The sequence below is a fragment of the Thermophilibacter provencensis genome (genome assembly GCF_030372065.1).
Taxonomy (GTDB): domain Bacteria; phylum Actinomycetota; class Coriobacteriia; order Coriobacteriales; family Atopobiaceae; genus Thermophilibacter; species Thermophilibacter provencensis_A.
Genome location: NZ_JAUDEA010000003.1, coordinates 102,494 through 121,409, shown reverse-complemented (window position 1 = coordinate 121,409; position 18,916 = coordinate 102,494). Strand labels below are relative to the sequence as shown.

10 protein-coding genes, 3 rRNA genes and 1 pseudogene are annotated in these 18,916 nt (G+C 64.6%); all 14 read left to right on the top strand.

Annotated features, from left to right (window positions below; genetic code table 11):
• Nucleotides 1–215: 215 nt before the first annotated feature.
• The 14 genes and pseudogenes from QUW25_RS03375 (at nt 216) to ftsX (ending at nt 18,755) form a co-directional block, all read left to right on the top strand.
• Nucleotides 216–1,727: ribosomal RNA gene (locus tag QUW25_RS03375) — 16S ribosomal RNA — on the top strand.
• A gap of 203 nt (nt 1,728–1,930) precedes the next feature.
• Nucleotides 1,931–4,866: ribosomal RNA gene (locus tag QUW25_RS03370) — 23S ribosomal RNA — on the top strand.
• Between the two features lie 101 nt (nt 4,867–4,967).
• Nucleotides 4,968–5,083: ribosomal RNA gene (rrf, locus tag QUW25_RS03365) — 5S ribosomal RNA — on the top strand.
• Together the 16S, 23S and 5S rRNA genes form the textbook arrangement of a ribosomal RNA operon.
• A 277-nt stretch (nt 5,084–5,360) precedes the next feature.
• Nucleotides 5,361–8,225 carry a bacterial transcriptional activator domain-containing protein gene (locus QUW25_RS03360; protein ID WP_289510827.1) on the top strand — a complete coding sequence of 955 codons (2,865 nt, stop codon included), beginning with the start codon at nt 5,361–5,363 and terminating at the stop codon, nt 8,223–8,225.
• Between the two features lie 140 nt (nt 8,226–8,365).
• Nucleotides 8,366–11,230 (top strand): preprotein translocase subunit SecA, encoded by a 2,865-nt coding sequence (gene secA / locus QUW25_RS03355; RefSeq protein ID WP_289510826.1) that lies wholly within the window; start codon nt 8,366–8,368, stop codon nt 11,228–11,230.
• A complete protein-coding gene (prfB, locus tag QUW25_RS03350) occupies nt 11,231–12,346 on the top strand; it encodes a peptide chain release factor 2 (protein WP_289510825.1) in 1,116 nt (371 codons plus the stop codon).
• Nucleotides 12,343–13,218 carry a YitT family protein gene (locus QUW25_RS03345; protein ID WP_289510824.1) on the top strand — a complete coding sequence of 292 codons (876 nt, stop codon included), beginning with the start codon at nt 12,343–12,345 and terminating at the stop codon, nt 13,216–13,218. Before prfB ends, QUW25_RS03345 begins: the two co-directional genes overlap by 4 nt.
• A 109-nt stretch (nt 13,219–13,327) precedes the next feature.
• A complete protein-coding gene (locus tag QUW25_RS03340; protein WP_289510823.1) occupies nt 13,328–13,780 on the top strand; it encodes a PTS sugar transporter subunit IIA in 453 nt (150 codons plus the stop codon).
• Entirely contained in the window at nt 13,780–14,073 is a 294-nt protein-coding gene (locus tag QUW25_RS03335) for a PTS sugar transporter subunit IIB (protein ID WP_289510822.1), read from the top strand. The genes QUW25_RS03340 and QUW25_RS03335 overlap by 1 nt, the downstream gene beginning before the upstream one ends.
• 88 nt (nt 14,074–14,161) lie before the next feature.
• Nucleotides 14,162–14,845, top strand: coding sequence for a transaldolase family protein (locus QUW25_RS03330; RefSeq protein WP_289510821.1), 684 nt, complete (start codon nt 14,162–14,164; stop codon nt 14,843–14,845).
• Between the two features lie 34 nt (nt 14,846–14,879).
• Nucleotides 14,880–15,719: pseudogene (locus tag QUW25_RS03325) on the top strand (transketolase); the annotation flags it as partial.
• 1 nt (nt 15,720) lies between these two features.
• Nucleotides 15,721–16,659, top strand: a complete 939-nt coding sequence (locus QUW25_RS03320) for a transketolase family protein (protein ID WP_289510820.1) — start codon at nt 15,721–15,723, stop codon at nt 16,657–16,659.
• Nucleotides 16,660–16,843: 184 nt separating this feature from the next.
• Nucleotides 16,844–17,830 carry a cell division ATP-binding protein FtsE gene (gene ftsE / locus QUW25_RS03315; RefSeq protein WP_289510819.1) on the top strand — a complete coding sequence of 329 codons (987 nt, stop codon included), beginning with the start codon at nt 16,844–16,846 and terminating at the stop codon, nt 17,828–17,830.
• Complete coding sequence (gene ftsX / locus QUW25_RS03310) at nt 17,817–18,755, top strand: permease-like cell division protein FtsX (RefSeq protein ID WP_289510818.1); 939 nt, start codon at nt 17,817–17,819, stop codon at nt 18,753–18,755. The genes ftsE and ftsX overlap by 14 nt, the downstream gene beginning before the upstream one ends.
• Nucleotides 18,756–18,916 lie beyond the last annotated feature (161 nt).

The following is an 18,916-nucleotide window of genomic DNA, read 5'->3' as shown; positions in this document are numbered from 1 at the left end:
AGTTATTCCCCGCGCAGCGACGAGGACATCGCCTCCGACCTGCGCGGGAGTACCTTGAGAACCGGATACTGCGATCGAAAGATCGACGAAGACAGACTAAGCGAAATCGAATCTGACACCACGTCAGAACGTCAATTTCACTGAATCCGAGATCAGCGGGATCTTAGACGGGGTCGACCGAAACTCACGCGAAACCGGCTCTAGCCGGTCTCATTTGAACGGAGAGTTCGATCCTGGCTCAGGATGAACGCTGGCGGCGCGCCTAACACATGCAAGTCGAACGGTTAAAGCACCTCCGGGTGTGCATAAAGTGGCGAACGGCTGAGTAACACGTGGGCAACCTGCCCCTCGCACCGGGACAGCCTCGGGAAACCGTGGATAATACCGGATACTCCGCAGCCCCCGCATGGGGGAGGCGGGAAAGCCCAGACGGCGAGGGATGGGCCCGCGGCCTGTTAGCTAGTTGGTGGGGCAACGGCCCACCAAGGCGATTATGGGTAGCTGGGTTGAGAGACCGACCAGCCAGATTGGGACTGAGACACGGCCCAGACTCCTACGGGAGGCAGCAGTGGGGAATCTTGCGCAATGGGCGAAAGCCTGACGCAGCGACGCCGCGTGCGGGATGAAGGCCTTCGGGTTGTAAACCGCTTTCAGCAGGGACGAGGCCGCGAGGTGACGGTACCTGCAGAAGAAGCCCCGGCTAACTACGTGCCAGCAGCCGCGGTAATACGTAGGGGGCGAGCGTTATCCGGATTCATTGGGCGTAAAGCGCTCGTAGGCGGTCCGTTAGGTCGGGAGTCAAATCCGGGGGCTCAACCCCCGCACGCTCCCGATACCGGCGGACTTGAGTTTGGTAGGGGAAGGCGGAATTCCAAGTGTAGCGGTGGAATGCGCAGATATTTGGAAGAACACCGGTGGCGAAGGCGGCCTTCTGGGCCACAACTGACGCTGAGGAGCGAAAGCTAGGGGAGCGAACAGGATTAGATACCCTGGTAGTCCTAGCCGTAAACGATGGACACTAGGTGTGGGGGGACCCTCCCTCCGTGCCGCAGCTAACGCATTAAGTGTCCCGCCTGGGGAGTACGGCCGCAAGGCTAAAACTCAAAGGAATTGACGGGGGCCCGCACAAGCAGCGGAGCATGTGGCTTAATTCGAAGCAACGCGAAGAACCTTACCAGGGCTTGACATCTAGGTGAAGCGGCGGAAACGCCGTGGCCGAGAGGAGCCTAGACAGGTGGTGCATGGCTGTCGTCAGCTCGTGTCGTGAGATGTTGGGTTAAGTCCCGCAACGAGCGCAACCCTCGTCGCATGTTGCCAGCGGTTCGGCCGGGCACCCATGCGAGACCGCCGGCGTCAAGCCGGAGGAAGGTGGGGATGACGTCAAGTCATCATGCCCCTTATGTCCTGGGCTGCACACGTGCTACAATGGCCGGCACAATGGGCTGCCACTGCGCGAGCAGGAGCGAATCCCCAAAGCCGGTCCCAGTTCGGATTGGAGGCTGCAACCCGCCTCCATGAAGTCGGAGTTGCTAGTAATCGCGGATCAGCACGCCGCGGTGAATATGTTCCCGGGCCTTGTACACACCGCCCGTCACACCACCCGAGTCGATTGCACCCGAAGTCGTCGGCCCAACCTCGTGAGGGAGGCGCCGAAGGTGTGGTTGGTAAGGGGGGTGAAGTCGTAACAAGGTAGCCGTACCGGAAGGTGCGGCTGGATCACCTCCTTTCTAGGGAGAAACACCTCTTCCGGAAGAAGACATCACATGACGGACGACCCGTCTCTTCCGCTGGATCTCGTCTTCGCCGCGCCGCCAGGCGCGCAGTGTCCGGTCCCCGGGGGACTCCCCCGCCGTACCTTGAGAGCTGCATAGCGTGACGAAGATTCTTCTTCAAAGATCGCATCTATATGACAGTATGTTCGAGCCATCGAAGAGAAGATGGTAAGGGCAGACGGTGGATGCCTTGGCACAGGAAGCCGACGAAGGACGCGACAAGCTGCGATAAGCCGCGGTTAGGGGCACTTGCCCGCTCGACCCGCGGATCTCCGAATGGGAAAACCCGGCGGGAGTCATTTCCCGTCACGCCCGGCTGAACACATAGGCCGGGCCGAGGCAACCGGGGGAACTGAAACATCTAAGTACCCCGAGGAAGAGAAATCAAACGAGATTCCCCTAGTAGTGGCGAGCGAACGGGGACCTAGGACAAACCGGCGGCCGCTTCGGCGCCGCCGGGGTTGTAGGACCAGGAATCGTGCAGTTACAAAACCGCGCGGAAGCGGAACGGCATGGGAAGGCCGGCGGGACAGGGTTAGAGCCCCGTACGCGAATCCGCGAGGACTGCCTCCTGGCACCTGAGTACCGCCGGACACGTGAAACCCGGTGGGAAGCTGGGGGGTCCACCCTCCAATCCTAAATACTCTCCTGTGACCGATAGTGGACCAGTACCGTGAGGGAAAGGTGAAAAGCACCCCGGGAGGGGAGTGAAATAGTACCTGAAACCGTCTGCCTACAAGCAGTCGGAGCACCCTTTTGGGTGTGACGGCGTGCCTTTTGTAGAATGAGCCAGCGAGTTACGGCGCGTGGCGAGGTTAAGCCAGCAAGCGAGCCGCAGCGAAAGCGAGTCCGAATGGGGCGAGCAGTCGCGCGCCGTAGACGCGAAGCCGGGTGAGCTATCCATGGGCAGGCTGAAGCGGGGGTAAGACCCCGTGGAGGGCCGAACCCACCTAGGTTGAAAACTGGGGGGATGACCTGTGGATAGGAGTGAAAGGCCTATCAAACCCGGAGATATCTCGTTCTCCCCGAAATAGCTTTAGGGCTAGCCTCGGACGTTTACCTGCGGGGGTAGAGCACTGAATGGACGCGGGGGCCTCACCGCCTACCAACTCCAATCAAACTCCGAATACCGCCGGTCCAGAGTCCGGGAGTCAGAACATGTGGGCTAAGCTGTGTGTTCGAAAGGGAAACAGCCCAGACCGCCCGCTAAGGCCCCCAAATCCATGCTAAGTGGCAAAGGATGTGCGTTTGCCTAGACAACCAGGATGTTGGCTTAGAAGCAGCCATTCATTTAAAGAGTGCGTAATAGCTCACTGGTCGAGTGGACATGCGCCGACAATATACGGGGCTAAGCATGGTGCCGAAGCGGCGGACTAGTCTTTGACTAGTGGTAGGGGAGCTTTCCGTCTGGGGCGAAGCGTCGGGACGACCCGGCGTGGACCGGCCGGAAGTGAGAATGCTGGCATGAGTAACGAGAGCGGCGTGAAAAACGCCGCCGCCGTAAACCCAAGGTTTCCTGGGCAAGGCTAATCCTCCCAGGGTCAGTCGGGAGCTAAGGCGAGGCCGGAAGGCGTAGCCGATGCACAGCAGGTGGACATTCCTGCACCCCCGAACGGGCGTCATCACCGATGGGGCGACGGAGAAGGGTAGCTGGACGGGGTTCTGGACGTCCCCGCGATGGCACGTAGGCTGAGGGGTAGTGAAACGCGCCCCTCGCGACGGCTGAGGTGCCGGACGAAGCGACTGAGCGAAGCCAGTGAGCCCATGCTCCCAAGAAAACCCCCTAGGGAGCCCGCAGGGGCCCGTACCGCAAACCGACACAGGTGGGTGGGTAGAGCATACCAAGGCGATCGGGAGAACCATGGTTAAGGAACTCGGCAAAATTGCCCCGTAACTTCGGGAGAAGGGGTGCCGCCTCGGGTGGAGGGACTTGCTCCCCGAGCCCAGGGCGGTCACAGTAAATAGGCCCAAGCGACTGTTTATCAAAAACACAGGACTCTGCTGAAGTCGTAAGACGACGTATAGGGTCTGACGCCTGCCCGGTGCCGGAAGGTCACGAGGAGCCGTCAGCTTGCGCGAAGCGGCGAATCCAAGCCCCGGTAAACGGCGGCCGTAACTATAACGGTCCTAAGGTAGCGAAATTCCTTGTCGGGTAAGTTCCGACCTGCACGAAAGGCGTAACGATTTGGGCGCTGTCTCAACCATGGACCCGGTGAAATTGCACTAGTCGTGAAGATGCGACTTACCCGCGGAAGGACGGAAAGACCCCGTGAACCTTTACTGCAGCTTGACATTGGCTGCCGGTTCGCCGTGTAGAGGATAGGTGGGAGACGCTGAACCAGGGACGCCAGTCTCTGGGGAGTCGCCCTTGGAATACCACCCTCGGCGTTCTGGCATCCTAACCCGCGACCGTTATCCGGCGTGGGGACCGTGTCAGGTGGGTAGTTTGACTGGGGCGGTCGCCTCCTAAAGTGTAACGGAGGCGCACGTAAGGTCTGCTCAGGACGGTCGGCAACCGTCCCTTTGAGTGCAAGAGCATAAGCAGGCTTGACTGCGAGACGGACAGGTCGAGCAGATGGGAAACCAGGTTCTAGTGATCCGGCGGCTCAGTGTGGTATGGCCGTCGCTCAACGGATAAAAGGTACTCCGGGGATAACAGGCTGATCTTCCCCAAGAGTCCACATCGACGGGAAGGTTTGGCACCTCGATGTCGGCTCATCGCATCCTGGGGCTGGAGCAGGTCCCAAGGGTATGGCTGTTCGCCATTTAAAGCGGTACGCGAGCTGGGTTCAGAACGTCGTGAGACAGTTCGGTCCCTATCCTCCGTGGGCGTAGGAGAACTGAGGGAGGCTGCCCCTAGTACGAGAGGACCGGGGTGGACGGACCTCCGGTGTACGGGTTGTCGACCAACGGCACTGCCCGGTAGCTGAGTCCGGTTCGGATAACCGCTGAAAGCATCTAAGCGGGAAGCCAGTCCCGAGATGAGTTCTCCCTTCGGTAAGGCCACTCGTAGACTACGAGTTCGATAGGCCGCAGATGTAAGCCCTGCGAGGGGTTGAGTCGAGCGGTACTAATCGGCCGAGCTCTTCTCTTCGATTCACTTCTCGAGCATCGCGATCTTGAGGAGCGTCGACGTCACGCTGTGCGGCCCTGAGGGCACGGCGACGCGCCCCCAAAGCAGAATGCCCCTTGTTGGTCAGCGACCATGGCAGGGGAGGCACACCCGGTCCCATTCCGAACCCGGAAGTTAAGCCCCCGAGCGCCGATGGTACTGCGGAGTCAGTCCGTGGGAGAGCAGGACGTCGCTGACCAACAAGGGGCATTTTGCTGTCTAGATTCTTTGCTCCATTGAGGGGACGTGTCATTTGTCTGGCACGTCCCCTTCTTTTGTTTTGGGCAAGCTCGGTCAGTCTGAGTCACGCTTGGTTTCTGTTCATGCTGCTCAAACGGCAATCTTCCCGTTAGCTGTCACCTAACTTCATAAAACAATAGCTTCACCCACCGAAATAACGCTTTACAGACTATTCAGAATGGTATTGTAGGACCCACTCGTTACGCGCGGAAGTACGGTATGGAGTGGTTCTTATGATGTCCGATGATTCACACGTTAAGAATGAGATGAAGCTCTTTGCCTCACCGACAGCTCTTTTCGAGGCCTCTTCTCGAGGAGAGCAGCTTCTTCTTGCCATCTGCGCCGAGCCCGGAATGGGCCGCCATGACCTTGTGGGCGAGATTGTCTCTGAGGCTCAGCGTCGCAGCTTTGTGATTCATTCCCGACAGCTGCGCTCGTCAGGTCCCAACAAGGCGGTGCGAACCCTCTCGCGTCTCGCCCGTGATGTTATCAAGCCCGACGCCAGGACGCTTCTTGTCTTGGAGAACGTTCCGTCGTTTGACGAGCATGAGGTCTCGCGCTTTGTCACTGCGCTTGGAAAGGCCATGCTCCCTGGCGTCTCCGTTGTTCTCACGCTCTCTCCCGATGCGCGCCAGCTTTTGGAGGAGCTCCCGGAGTATCGCGTCATCTGGACCTCCGACCTGCTAGCGCTGGGGTATGCCGAGATCTCCCGCTCTCGGTACCCGCAGGAGCTGCGCTCGCTCACGAGGGGCATCCCCTCCCTTCTGCGCTCCCTGGGCGATGCTCGCCTTGCGGGCTGCACGCCCGGAGCGCCTCCCCAGGCATACTTTGATGCGCTCGGATCGCTTGTGGAGCAAACCGTGCGCAGGGGCCTTTCCGATGAGGAGCTTGAGGTTCGTCTCGCGATGCTTCTTCTTGGATCGGGGACGACAGACGATGTCCAGCGCGTCGTGGGGCGCTCTCCCGACGAGATGATTGCGGTCCTTTGTTCGGAGGCTCCCGTTCTTGGCATATCCTCCGGGCTTGACCGCTTCTCGTGCCTTGGCTCGGACGCGCATCTTGCCTCGATGGCGACCGTGCCCCGCCTGAGCTCCGCCTGTCTCGAGCACTCTGAGGTGCTCGCAAGGTCCGCCCGCCTTCTCATGTCGCGCGGGGACTATTCCCGCGCCGCGATTCTCTGCAAGATGGTGCCGGCAGACGGAATGCTCCGCATGGTGGTGGAGCGCGGGGCCGAGTTCATCGATGTCTCTGAGATTGCCCTCGTAAGAAGGTCCGTCTCGCGCGAGCGGCTCCTGGGCGAGTGCCCGCCGTCGGTGCTCGAGTCCCTTGAGCTCGCGATGGATGCCGTGTCGTCCAGGCGCTTTGATGCCGAGGGGGCGGCGCGCCTTGCCACCCTTTCTGGTGTCGACGCGGCAGCCCTGATGTTTGTGGAGGCAAGGCGTCTGCTGAGGGGGCCGTGGACGAGGGGCATTGAGCTCTCGGAGGACGTGAGCCCCCTCGTTTACCGGCTCCACCTTCACCGTGAGGCCTTCGTGCTGATGGCCGATGGCCGGCCGGACGACGCCATGAGGCTGCTCGTGGCGCATCCCAGGGGAGCGTCCGAGCGCACGCTCTCGGGAGCGCTTCTTGAGCTCGATCTTGAGGTGGCCCAGCTCTTAATGGGCGACGCGGGGGAGGGTGCCACGTCGGACGAGGAGCCCTCGCGCCTGGGCGCGCCCGAGCTTTCCGGGCTGGCCCCCTACCTTTCCCTCTCGTCGGTGATTCGCGAGACGCTGGAGGGAAGCCCGCGTGCCTCGACGGATGCCGAGGCTCTCGCCGCGAGCGCCGAGCGGCAAGGGGACTCGCTTGTCTTGGTCGTGGCGCTTCTCGCCGGCTGCATCTGCGACCTGAGGGGCAAGACCCTGGCACGGGCTGCCGTGAGGTCTCAGCTCGCCGCAGACCGGGCGGTGGCAGAGGGTCTCGTCTACCTGGGGAGGGTTGCGCGCCTTCTGAGGGCCGTGGCGGGCTTCATGCTGGGGGAGCGCGTCTCTTACGAGTGCCTTGAGGGCGGGCACGACGGGCTCTCGCGCGTGTGCTCCGTGGTCCTCTCCGCAATGGCGCTCGACGAGGGGGACCTCACGACGGAGGAGCTCGAGACGGCCGCGCCGAGAAACGAGCTCTGGCTCCTGGGGGTCCTCGCGTATGGCATGGGCACGTTCTCCCCGCTGCTGAGGCGCTGTCTTCCCTCGTCGTGGAAGCGCGCCCTCTCGGGGATGGCGGCGGGTCCCGCGCGGGGGCGTGGAACGGGTAGCGAGTGCTCCCCCTCCTCCGCGCTCGCGAGGGGTCTGGGAAGCCCCCTCCCGGAAGAGTCGAAGATTCCCATTGACGTGACGCTGCTCGGCGGCTGCGCGGTCTACGTGCGAGGGGTCCGGATCCCAGACTGGAAGCTCGAGCGCAGAAACGCCAAGGCCCTTCTCGAGTACCTCGTGCTGCAGCGCGGCGGCAGCGCCAAGCGCTTTCAGCTTGTGGACCAGGTATGGCCGGGCAAGGACTACGTCACGGGCTTTAACAAGGCCTATCAGGCGACAAGCGCCCTCAGGGCGGCGATCGCGGAGATTGAGCCAGGGCTCGACCCGTTTGTCACCAGCCGCTCAAGCCGGGAGATATCGCTGGACATGGGTCTCGTGAGATGTGACGTTGACCTTTTCAGGGCCTTTGCGAGAGAGGCCTCGGACGCCTCCGACCCCATGCGCGCGCTTTCGATGGCACGGCAGGCGGAGAGCCTCTACGCGGGGGATCTCTATGTTCCCTCCGACGATTCGACGGGACTCGTCACCAAGCTCAGGGACGAGCTGAGGGAGCTCTACGCGGACGCCATGGTCGCCGGGGCGGAGGCGGCGCTCGAGATGGGCCAGGAGCGCACGGCGGCGCGTCTCGCCTCCAACGCCCTCGCCGCAAACGAGCTGAGGGAGGACGCCATCCTCACGCTCGTGCGCGCGCTCAAAGCTGGGGGGAGGTCGCTTGAGGCCGAGCGCCACTTTCGCCATCATTGCGCCCGGCTCCGACGCCTGGGCGCGAGCGGGCCCTCTGAGCGGCTCTTGGGGGAGATGGGGTTGGAGTAGGCGATTCGCCGGGGCCCTCCCTCTCAGTTGCGGTTTTGGTGAGACCTCCTCGCGCGGCCCTTATCGCTGGCGGCTACGGGTAGAGTGTTGAAGTTGAGTGCCCCTGTCGGCATCGCATGGCAACGGCAGAAGGAAGACCGATGGCAAACTTTCTCTCCAAACTCCTCTCTCTGGGCTCGGACAAGGAGCTCAAGGAATACGAGCGCATCACCGCGCAGGTGAACGAGCTCGAGCCCAAGTACCAGGCCATGTCGGACGATGAGCTCCACGCGGTCACGGCGGGCTTTCGCGAGCGCTACGCCGCGGGGGAGACCCTCGACCAGCTGCTTCCGGACGCGTTTGCAGCGGTTCGCGAGGCGTCGGTGAGAACGACGGGCCTGCGCCACTTTGACGTGCAGATCATCGGTGGCATCGCGCTGCACCGCGGCACCATTGCCGAGATGAAGACGGGCGAGGGCAAGACGCTCGTCTCGACGCTCGCCGGCTACCTCAACGCCATCCCCGGCAAGGGCGTCCACATCGTTACCGTCAACGACTACCTCGCCAAGCGCGACAGCGAGTGGATGGGCCAGATCTACCGCTTCCTGGGCATGTCCGTGGGCCTCATTCAGAACGGCATGCGCCTCCCGCTCAAGAAGCCCGCCTACGAGGCGGACGTGACCTACGGCACCAACTCCGAGTTTGGCTTTGACTACCTGCGCGACAACATGGTCACGCGGGCTAGCATGCGCGTGCAGCGCGGGCACCACTACGCCATCGTGGACGAGGCGGACTCCATCCTCATCGACGAGGCGAGGACCCCGCTTATCATCTCCGGCGCCGGCAGCAAGTCCGCCGCCACCTACAAGGACTTTGCGCGCGCGGTGCGCGGGCTCATCCCCGAGGTCGACTTCGAGATGGACGAGGCCAAGCACACCATTGCCACCACCGACGAGGGCCTGGAGAAGGTGGAGCGCGCCCTTGGGATCGATGACATCTACGGCGACGTGTCCGGCCAGCTGGTGAACCACCTCCAGCAGGCGCTCAAGGCCGAGTACATGTTCCATCGCGACCAGCAGTACGTGGTCGTGGACGGCGAGGTCAAGATCGTCGACGAGTTCACCGGCCGCATCATGGAGGGCAGGCGCTACTCCGAGGGCCTGCACCAGGCCATCGAGGCAAAGGAAGGCGTGATTGTCCGCGAGGAGAACCAGACGCTCGCCACCATCACGCTCCAGAACTACTTCCTCATGTACGACAAGCTTGCGGGCATGACGGGCACGGCCATGACGGAGGACGCGGAGTTCCGCGAGGTCTACCACATCCCGGTGCAGGTGATTCCGCCCAACAAGCCGGTCATCCGACAGGACCACGACGACCTTGTCTACCGCACCATCGAGTCCAAGTTCAAGGCCGTGGCGGACGACGTCGTGGAGCGCCACGCCAAGGGTCAGCCGTGCCTGGTGGGCACCGTCTCCATTGAGAACTCCGAGAAGCTCTCGCGCATCCTCGACAAGCGCGGCATCAAGCACAACGTCCTCAACGCCAAGTATCACGAGCGCGAGGCGCAGATCGTCGCCCAGGCGGGCCGTGAGGGCGCCGTCACCATCGCGACGAACATGGCCGGCCGTGGCACGGACATCCTGCTCGGCGGCAACCCCGAGGAGCTTGCCGAGGAGGCCGTGCTCGAGCTCGACTTTGGCGTGGAGCGCGACGTGGTGCGCCGCATCCTTGCCGCGGGCGACCCGGCGCGCCTCAAGGCGTCCGAGCTCGCCAAGCAGGGGATAGAGATCGAGCCGGAGACGCTGGCGTCCATCGCCGAGGAGCACGCCTCAGCGCTCGCGCGCGCCAAGGAGCGCTGCGAGGTGGAGAAGCGCCACGTCATCGACGCGGGCGGCCTGTGCGTCATTGGCACCGAGCGCCACGAGAGCCGCCGCATCGACAACCAGCTGCGCGGCCGCTCCGGCCGTCAGGGCGACCCTGGCGAGACCCAGTTCTACCTCTCGCTTGAGGATGACCTCATGCGCCTCTTCGGCGGGGACCGCATGGACAAGATCTCTGCGATGATGCAGCGCTACGACATGCCCGACGACATGCCCATCCAGGCCAAGATGGTCACGAAGGCCGTTGAGAGCGCGCAGCGCAAGATCGAGGAGATCAACTTCGCCATGCGAAAGAACGTCCTCGACTACGACAACGTCATGAACACCCAGCGCCAGGTCATCTACGAGGAGCGCAACAAGATCCTCGACGGCAAGGACCTCATGGAGCACATCGACGAGGTGACCTATGACACGGTCCAGCGCGAGGTTTCCGAGTTCTGCCCGGAGGGCTCCAAGCAGGCGGACTGGGACGTCCGCGGGCTCGAGCGGTGGCTCCAGGAGCTCACCGGCCGCAAGGACGTTCCCGGCGTCGAGGAGGGCCAGGGCGAGGGCGACGTTGCGGAGACGGTCAAGGAGTTTGTCGACGGCTGCTTTGCCGAGAAGGCCGAGCGCATTGGCGCGGAGCCCATGCACATGCTCTCCGCCCAGGTCATGCTGCGCGTCATCGACACGCGCTGGATGTCCTACCTCCAGGAGATGGACTACCTCAAGACCGGCATTGGCCTGCGCGGCTTTGGCCAGCGCGACCCGCTCGTCGAGTACAAGACCGAGGCCTACGCGGCCTTTGCCGAGCTCGTCAACACCATGTACGAGGACTTCCTCCGCACCATCCTGCGCCTTGAGATCGTGGTGAGGCCCGCCGCGCCGGCACCGGCCGAGGAGGAGCCCTCCGAGCTGCGCGGCGCCCAGTACTCCGGCCCCGCCGAGGTGGATGGCGACCAGGGCGCCCGTCGCGCCCCCGCCGCCGTCGCAAAGCCCGGCGCCGTTGGGGCGCCTCCCCAGGGCAACGCGCTCGGCGCGTCCAAGCCGCGCACCTACCGGAAGGCGGATGACCCCGACCCCTACGTGGGCGTGGGGCGCAACGACCCCTGCCCCTGCGGCAGCGGGAAGAAGTTCAAGAACTGCCACGGCAGGAACCGGTAGATGGCGGATACGAGCAGGCCCGACCTCGCCGCGCTGGCCAGCCGGCTCGACGAGGTCGAGGGATACCTCCACATAGAGGAGCTCAGGGGCAAGGTCTCCGAGCTCGAGGCAAAGAGCGCCGAGCCGGGCTTCTGGGATAATGCCGAGGCCGCGCGCGCCGTCATGGAGCAGCTCTCCGCCGCCCGTGACTCCGTGGCGGGCATCGAGTCCGCACGCGAGAAGCTCGAGGACGCCTCCGCTGCCCTTGAGCTGGCGGACGAGACCGACGACGAGGACCTTCTCGCCGAGGCCGCCCATCTTGCGGAATCGCTCGAGCACGACCTCTCCGAGCTGGAGCTCTCGAGCTGGTTCACGGACGAGCTCGACCACGGTGACGCCATCGTCACCGTGACGCCGGGGCAGGGCGGCCTTGAGGCGCAGGACTGGTGCGAGATGCTCTTCCGCATGTACCAGCGCTACTGCGAGCGCCGCGGCTGGAAGGTCACCGTCAACGACGCCGAGCCCGGCGAGGTCATCGGTCTCGATCGCGCCACCTTCACCGTGAGCGGCAGGAACGCCTACGGGATGCTGCGCGCCGAGCAGGGCGTCCATCGCCTGGTGCGCATCTCGCCCACCGACGCCAAGAAGCGCCGCCAGACCACGTTTGCCGGCGTTGAGGTGCTGCCCGTGCTCCCCGATGACGTTGAGGTCGAGATTGACCCCAATGATCTTCGCATCGACGTCTATCACGCCTCGGGCCACGGTGGCCAGGGCGTCAACACCACGGACTCCGCGGTGCGCATCACGCACCTGCCCACGGGTATCGTGGTCACCTGCCAGAACGAGCGCAGCCAGCTCCAGAACAAGGCGTTTGCCATGAGCGTGCTCAGGAGCCGCCTCTACGAGATGGAGCTCGCGCGCCGCGCCGAGGAGCTCGACGAGCTGCGCGGCCCCAAGCACGACATCGGCTTTGGCAACCAGATCAGGAGCTACGTCCTCTACCCGTACCAGCTCGTCAAGGACCTGCGCACCGGCGTGGAGACGGGCAACGTGGACTCCGTCCTCGATGACGGCGACCTCGACCCCTTCATTGTTGGCTACCATCGCTGGCTCGTTGGGGGAGGACGGGACTCGTGAGTCGCGTGCCCTGGCGCACCGTCGTGCGCGACGCCCTCTTCATCGTGGTTGGCTCGGCCCTCTTTGCCGTGGGTGTGGACTGCTTTGAGATTCCCTACGGCCTGGCGGCGGGAGGCGTCACGGGCCTGGCGACGGTCTTTTCCGCCATTGCCGAGTCCGTGGGGTTCACGCTGCCCGTCGGCCTTCAGACCATCGTCATGAACGCCCTGCTCATGGCGCTCGTCGTGCGCTCGGGCGACAAGGGCTACATCGCGCGGACCGTGGCCGGTATCATCGCGTGCGGCGTGCTCACGGACGCCCTCGTGCCCGTTCTTCCCGTCCTGGGCGGCGAGAATGACCTCCTGCTGTGCGCCCTCTGGGGCGGCGTCATTACGGGCATAGGCCTTGGCCTGGTGTTTCGCACCGGCGGCAACACCGGCGGCACCGACATCGTGGCCCAGGTGCTCTCCGGCAGGACGGGCATCCCCGTGGGCGTTGCGGTCATCATCGTGGACGGCGTCATCATCGCCTTCTCCGCCACGGTCTTCTCCATCGAGCAGGCGCTCTACGCAGCCGTGGCGATGTTCATCAGCGGCAAGGTGATAGATGCCGTGGTGGACGGGCCCCGCTCGGCGCGAGCGGCCTACATCATCTCCGAGAAGCACGCGGAGATTGCCAACGAGATCCTCTACACGCTCAACCGCGGCTGCACCGAGCTCCAGGCGCGCGGCGTCTGGAGTGGCAAGGAGCGCCCCGTCCTTCTCTGCGTGCTCGGGCGCTCTGAGGTCATGCGCCTCAAGCAGATTGTGACCGTGTGCGACCCCGAGGCAATCGTGATCATCTCCGAGGTGCACGAGGCCTTTGGCGAGGGGTTCCATCAGATTACCGGTTGACCGACCGCTGGCGGAAGTCGACGCCCGCCGCTTCGTTTCATGACACACTATCAGGATGGTGGCCGTGGGCCCGCGCAGCGCGCGTGGCAGGAGAGACGGAGCGAGTGACATGCTGAGCGATCTTCTCGATGAGGGATTTGTCCAACTGGGCGTCGAGGCGGACGACTGGGAGGACGCCGTCAGGACGTCAACGCGACCGCTGCTCGACGCGGGGAAGATTGCCCCGAGCTACGTTGAGGACATCATTTCCGGCGTGAAGGATCTTGGTCCCTATATTGTCATTGCGCCGCACGTGGCGCTGCCCCACGCGCGCCCCGAGTGCGGCGCGCTCGAGCCGGCGGTGGGCGTTGTCACGCTGAGGGAGCCCGTTGAGTTTGGCAGCGCCAACGACCCGGTGCGCTACCTCTTCCCGCTCTCGGCAACCGATGACGACGGCCATCTGGGGGCGCTGCAGTCCCTTGTTGAGATTCTGTCCGACGCCGACTTCTTTGCGCAGCTCGACCGCGCCAAGACGCCGGCGAAGGTCGTCGAGCTGGTCAAGGCCAAGGAAGGGAGACTCTGATGCCAAAGGTGTATCGTGCGCTCGTCTGCTGCCGTGCGGGAATCGGCTCCTCGATGATGCTCGAGGCCAAGTGCAAGCAGGTCATTGCCGAGGAGGGGCTTCCCATCGAGACCCGTCACGGCAGCGTGGACGAGCTCTCCGAGTTTGACGGGGACCTCGTCATCACCATGACGGACCTCGTGGGCGAGCTCGAGGCGGACCCGCGCGTTCCGAGCTCCGTGGGTATAACCAACATCGTGGACAAAGACGAGATCAAGCAGAAGCTCGTTTCGTGGCTCGACGCCCGCGCCTAAACCTGACAAAAGTGACAGGGTAAACTGTCATCATGACAAGGGTGACAGGGTAACTTGTCATAAAACGCAAACGTGAAGGGAGCTCGACATGAAGTTCTTCATCGACACCGCCGACCTCGACGAGATCCGCGAGGCCCTCTCCTGGGGCTGTCTGGCGGGCGTGACCACCAACCCGTCGCTCTACGCGCGCACCGGCGGCAAGCTCGCCGACTTTGAGGCCCACATGGTCAAGATCGCCGAGATGTGCGAGGGGCTCCCCGTCTCCGCCGAGTCCCAGGCCAAGACCACCGAGGACATGATCGCCGACGGCCGCCGCCTCTCCGCGCTCGCTCCCAACATCGTCGTCAAGCTCCCGATCTGCGCCGAGGCGCTCGCCGCCACGCACCAGCTCGCCTCCGAGGGCGTCCGCGTCAACATGACGCTGGTCTTCTCGGCCCCGCAGGCCCTTCTCGCCGCCAACGCGGGCGCGCGCTACATCTCCCCGTTTGTCGGCCGCTTTGACGACATCGCCGAGGACGGCATCTCCCAGCTCGCCGACGTGGTGACCTGCATCGGCAACTACGACTGGTCCGGCAAGAACGTCGACGACCAGGTGGAGATCATCACCGCCTCCGTGCGCACACCCAACCACGTGACGCAGGCCGCCCTCATGGGCGCCGACATCGCCACCGTGCCCTTCGGCGCGCTCAAGAAGTGCCTCAAGCACCCGCTTACCGACCAGGGCATGGCGGCCTTCGACGCCGACTGGGCCAAGGTAGTGGCCGCCCAGTAGGCGCGCCGGCGAGAAGAACCGGACACCCCAGAAGGAGGCACACATGACAGACGCAGAGCTCGCGCGCGTTGCCAACGAGGTCCGCAAGGGCATCCTCGTGGGCACGCACGCGGCCAAGTCCGGCCACCCGGGCGGCTCGCTCGGCGCGGCAGACATCCTGACCTACCTGTACTTTGAGGAGATGAACGTCCGCCCGGACGAGCCCCGCTGGGAGGGGCGCGACCGCTTCGTCCTCTCCAAGGGCCACTGCGCCCCCGCGCTCTACGCGACGCTCGCCGAGCGCGGCTTCTTCCCCAAGGGGGACCTCGAGACCCTGCGCCACATCGGCAGCCACCTGCAGGGCCACCCCAACATGAACGACACCCCGGGCGTGGACATGTCCACCGGCTCGCTCGGCCAGGGCGTCTCCGCCGCCGCCGGCATGGCGCTCGCCGCCAAGCACTGGGGCGACGACTGGCGCGTCTTCGCGCTGCTCGGCGACGGCGAGATCGAGGAGGGCATGGTCTGGGAGGCCGCGATGTTCGCGGGCAACCGCGCCCTCGACAACCTCGTGGTGATCGTGGACCACAACGGCCTGCAGATCGACGGCACCATCGAGGAGGTCAACTCCGCGATGCCCATCGCCGACAAGTTCCGCGCCTTCAAGTTCCACGTCATCGAGCTCGCCGACGGAAACGACATGGCCCAGGTCCGCGCCGCCTTCGAGGAGGCCCGCGGGGTCACGGGGCAGCCGGTGTGCATCGTCGCCGAGACCGTCAAGGGCAAGGGCGTCTCGTTCATGGAGGGCCAGGTGGGCTGGCACGGCAAGGCGCCCAACGACGACGAGTTCGCCCAGGCCATGGCCGAGCTCGAGGCCGCGGGAAAGGAGCTCTAGCATGGCAGACGTGAAGAAGGTGGCCACCCGCCAGAGCTACGGCGAGGCGCTCGTGGAGCTCGCCGCCGAGCACGACGACTTCGTGGTCCTCGACGCCGACCTCGCCGCCGCCACGCAGACCGGCAAGTTCAAGGCCGCCTACCCGGACCGCTTCTTCGACGCGGGCATCGCCGAGCAGGACCTCATGGGCCTCGCCGCCGGCATCGCCACCACGGGCCGCGTGGCCTTCGCGAGCACCTTCGCGATGTTCGCCGCCGGTCGCGCCTTCGAGGTCGTGCGCAACTCCATCGGCTACCCGCACCTCAACGTGAAGATCGGCGCCACCCACGCCGGCATCTCCGTGGGCGAGGACGGCGCCACCCACCAGTGCAACGAGGACATCGCCCTCATGCGCACCATCCCGGGCATGACCGTCGTCGTCCCCGCGGACGACGTGGAGGCCAAGGCCGCCGTGCGCGCCGCCTACGAGACCGACGGCCCCATGTACCTGCGCTTCGGCCGCCTGGCCGTCCCGGTCTTCAACGACCCGGAGACCTACGAGTTCGAGCTCGGGCGCGGCATCGTGCTGCGCGAGGGCACCGACGTCACGATCGTGGCCTGCGGCCTCATGGTCCAGGCGGCGCTCGAGGCGGCCGACACCCTCGCCGAGAGGGGCGTCTCCGCCGAGGTCATCAACATCCACACGATCAAGCCGCTCGACGAGGAGCTCGTCCGCGCGAGCGCCCACAAGACCGGGCGCGTGGTCACCGCCGAGGAGCACTCCGTGATCGGCGGCCTGGGCGACGCGGTGCTCGCCGCGCTTGCCGAGAGCCCGGTGCCCACGCGCAAGCTGGGCGTCAACGACGTCTTCGGCGAGTCCGGCCCCGCCGTGGACCTGCTCCACAAGTACAACCTCGACGCTGCCGGTATCATCCGCGAGGTCGAGGCCCTTCTCGCCTAGGCGCCGAGAATAGCGAGCATCCGGGGCGGGGTCGCAGGTGAGCGGCCCCGCCCCCTTGCGTCCGCTTTGTACCCGGTACAAAGTGGACACACATATGGGTTTTGACTGGAATAACCGTTGACAAGCGGCCCCTTTGCTAGACTATGTGCGTATTTGTCCATCTTGAGCATAAGAAGGAGCTTCTGTGGCCAGTCATTTTCGCAGCACTGAGCGACAGGGCTCGGAGGACGCGGCGCTTGATGCCGTGAGCGTCCCCGAGACGGCTCCGCAGGACGAGCTCCCCACCTCGGAGGAGGTCAGCGCGCCCGCCGCTGCTGACGAGACCCCCCAGGCGGAGGAGGCCGCCGAGGCCGTTCACGTGGTGACGGCGTCGGAGCCTGCGGATTCCGAGAGCCAGCCTGCGACCGGCGGCAGCGTCTACGCGTCCCTTGCGGGGGACGACGCTCCGGCAGTCCAGCGCACCGGCACCCCGACCGTGTCGTTCAAAAACGTCACACTCATCTACCCGGCCCAGCCCAACAAGCCCGCCCTCGATGACGTGAGCCTCGACATCTACCCCGGCGAGTTCGTCTTTGTCGTCGGCCACTCCGGCTCGGGCAAGTCGTCGCTTCTGCGCCTCATCACGCGCGAGCTGAAGGCCAGCTCCGGCCAGGTGATCGTGGCCGGGCAGGACCTCACGAAGATGCGCAACAAGAAGGTTCCGTACCTCCGTCGCCAGATTGGCACCGTCTACCAGGACTTCAAGCTCCTGCCGGACAAGACGGTCTACGAGAACGTCGCCTTTGCCCTCGAGTGCATCGGCAAGCCCAAGTCCGTCGTCAAGGCGCAGGTCCCCGAGGTGCTCCGCCTCGTTGGCCTTGCCGAGCGCATGCAGCACTTCCCCGACCAGCTCTCCGGCGGCGAGCAGCAGCGCGTCTCCGTTGCGCGCGCCATGGTCAACCGCCCCCCGCTGCTCGTCTGCGACGAGCCCACGGGCAACCTCGACCCGGCGATCTCGCTCGGCATCATGAAGCTGCTCGACCTCATCAACCGCGCCGGCACCACCGTCGTCATGGCGACGCACGACCGTGAGATGGTCGACTCCATGCGCAAGCGCGTCATCGCGCTCGAGGCCGGCCACGTGGTCCGCGACCAGGAGAAGGGAGGCTACGGCTACTATGGCGCCCTCTAACATTGGCTATTCCCTGCGCGAGGCGGGTCATCACTTTCGCCGCAACTGGACGACCGTCCTCGGCGCCATCGTGACGATCTTCCTCTCGCTCTTCATCATCGGTCTCTTCATCCTTGGCTCCGCCATGATCAACAGCGTGCTCGGCGGCGTTGAGGACAGCCTCACCATCCAGGCGTTCCTCTCCGACAACGCCGACCAGGCCTCCGTTGACGCCTTCAAGGCCGAGGTCGAGAGCTGGGACAACGTTGAGTCCGTGACCTACAAGTCCAAGGACGAGGCGCTCGAGGAGTACCGCACCTCGATGTCCAACCGCAACGCGAGCGACGCCGTCGCCGCGCTTGACGGCGAGAACCCCCTGCCCGCCTCCCTCGTCATTCGCCTGACGGACGCGCAGCAGGTCCAGGCCACCGCCGAGAAGGTCGCTTCTGACCCCACCTTCGCCCAGATTCGCGACGGCGCCGACGACCCCACGACCAGCGCCACCGAGGACGTCCTCTATGGCCAGGGCACCGTCGAGCGCCTGCTCGAGTTCACGAACTACATTCGCTTTGGCGCGGTCATCCTCGTTGCCCTGCTGACGTTTGTGGCCTTCGTGTTCATCAACAACACGATTCGCCTCGCCATCACGGCGCGCCGTCGCGAGATCGCCATCATGCGTCTCGTTGGCGCGTCCAACGGCTTCATCCGCGGGCCCTTCGTCATGGAGGGCACGCTCGAGGCCCTCATCGCCGCGCTTCTCGCCATTGCTGCCCTTGCCGGCGGCATGAGCGTTGTGATGCCGGCGCTCGCGAGCAACCTCTCGTTCCTCTCGTTTGAGATTCCGACCGCCACGCTCTATGCCACGTTTGGCATCCTGCTGGTGATTGGCGTTGTGATCGGCCTGTTTGGCTCTGCTATCGCCATGAGGCGCTACCTCAAGGTGTAGTCCGACCGATCGTGCTAACGGTCCCTGGGGCCCCGGCATTCCTCCGAGAAGTGCACTTCGTGGAACTTCTCTCCGGAATGCCGGGGCCCTCCGTATGCGCCCGTCGGGTCTCCATCCAAGGGGGGGCATGCGATAAGCTGGAGGCAGACAAGACGCGGGCG

Bases quoted from the DNA above. Each gene is read 5' to 3' on its own strand.
- QUW25_RS03360 (WP_289510827.1), top strand. From the start codon at position 5,361: ATGTCCGATGATTCACACGTTAAGAATGAGATGAAGCTCTTTGCCTCA.
- prfB (WP_289510825.1), top strand. From the start codon at position 11,231: ATGGCGGATACGAGCAGGCCCGACCTCGCCGCGCTGGCCAGCCGGCTC.
- QUW25_RS03320 (WP_289510820.1), top strand. From the start codon at position 15,721: ATGGCAGACGTGAAGAAGGTGGCCACCCGCCAGAGCTACGGCGAGGCG.
- QUW25_RS03340 (WP_289510823.1), top strand. From the start codon at position 13,328: ATGCTGAGCGATCTTCTCGATGAGGGATTTGTCCAACTGGGCGTCGAG.
- QUW25_RS03335 (WP_289510822.1), top strand. From the start codon at position 13,780: ATGCCAAAGGTGTATCGTGCGCTCGTCTGCTGCCGTGCGGGAATCGGC.
- QUW25_RS03330 (WP_289510821.1), top strand. From the start codon at position 14,162: ATGAAGTTCTTCATCGACACCGCCGACCTCGACGAGATCCGCGAGGCC.
- ftsX (WP_289510818.1), top strand. From the start codon at position 17,817: ATGGCGCCCTCTAACATTGGCTATTCCCTGCGCGAGGCGGGTCATCAC.
- secA (WP_289510826.1), top strand. From the start codon at position 8,366: ATGGCAAACTTTCTCTCCAAACTCCTCTCTCTGGGCTCGGACAAGGAG.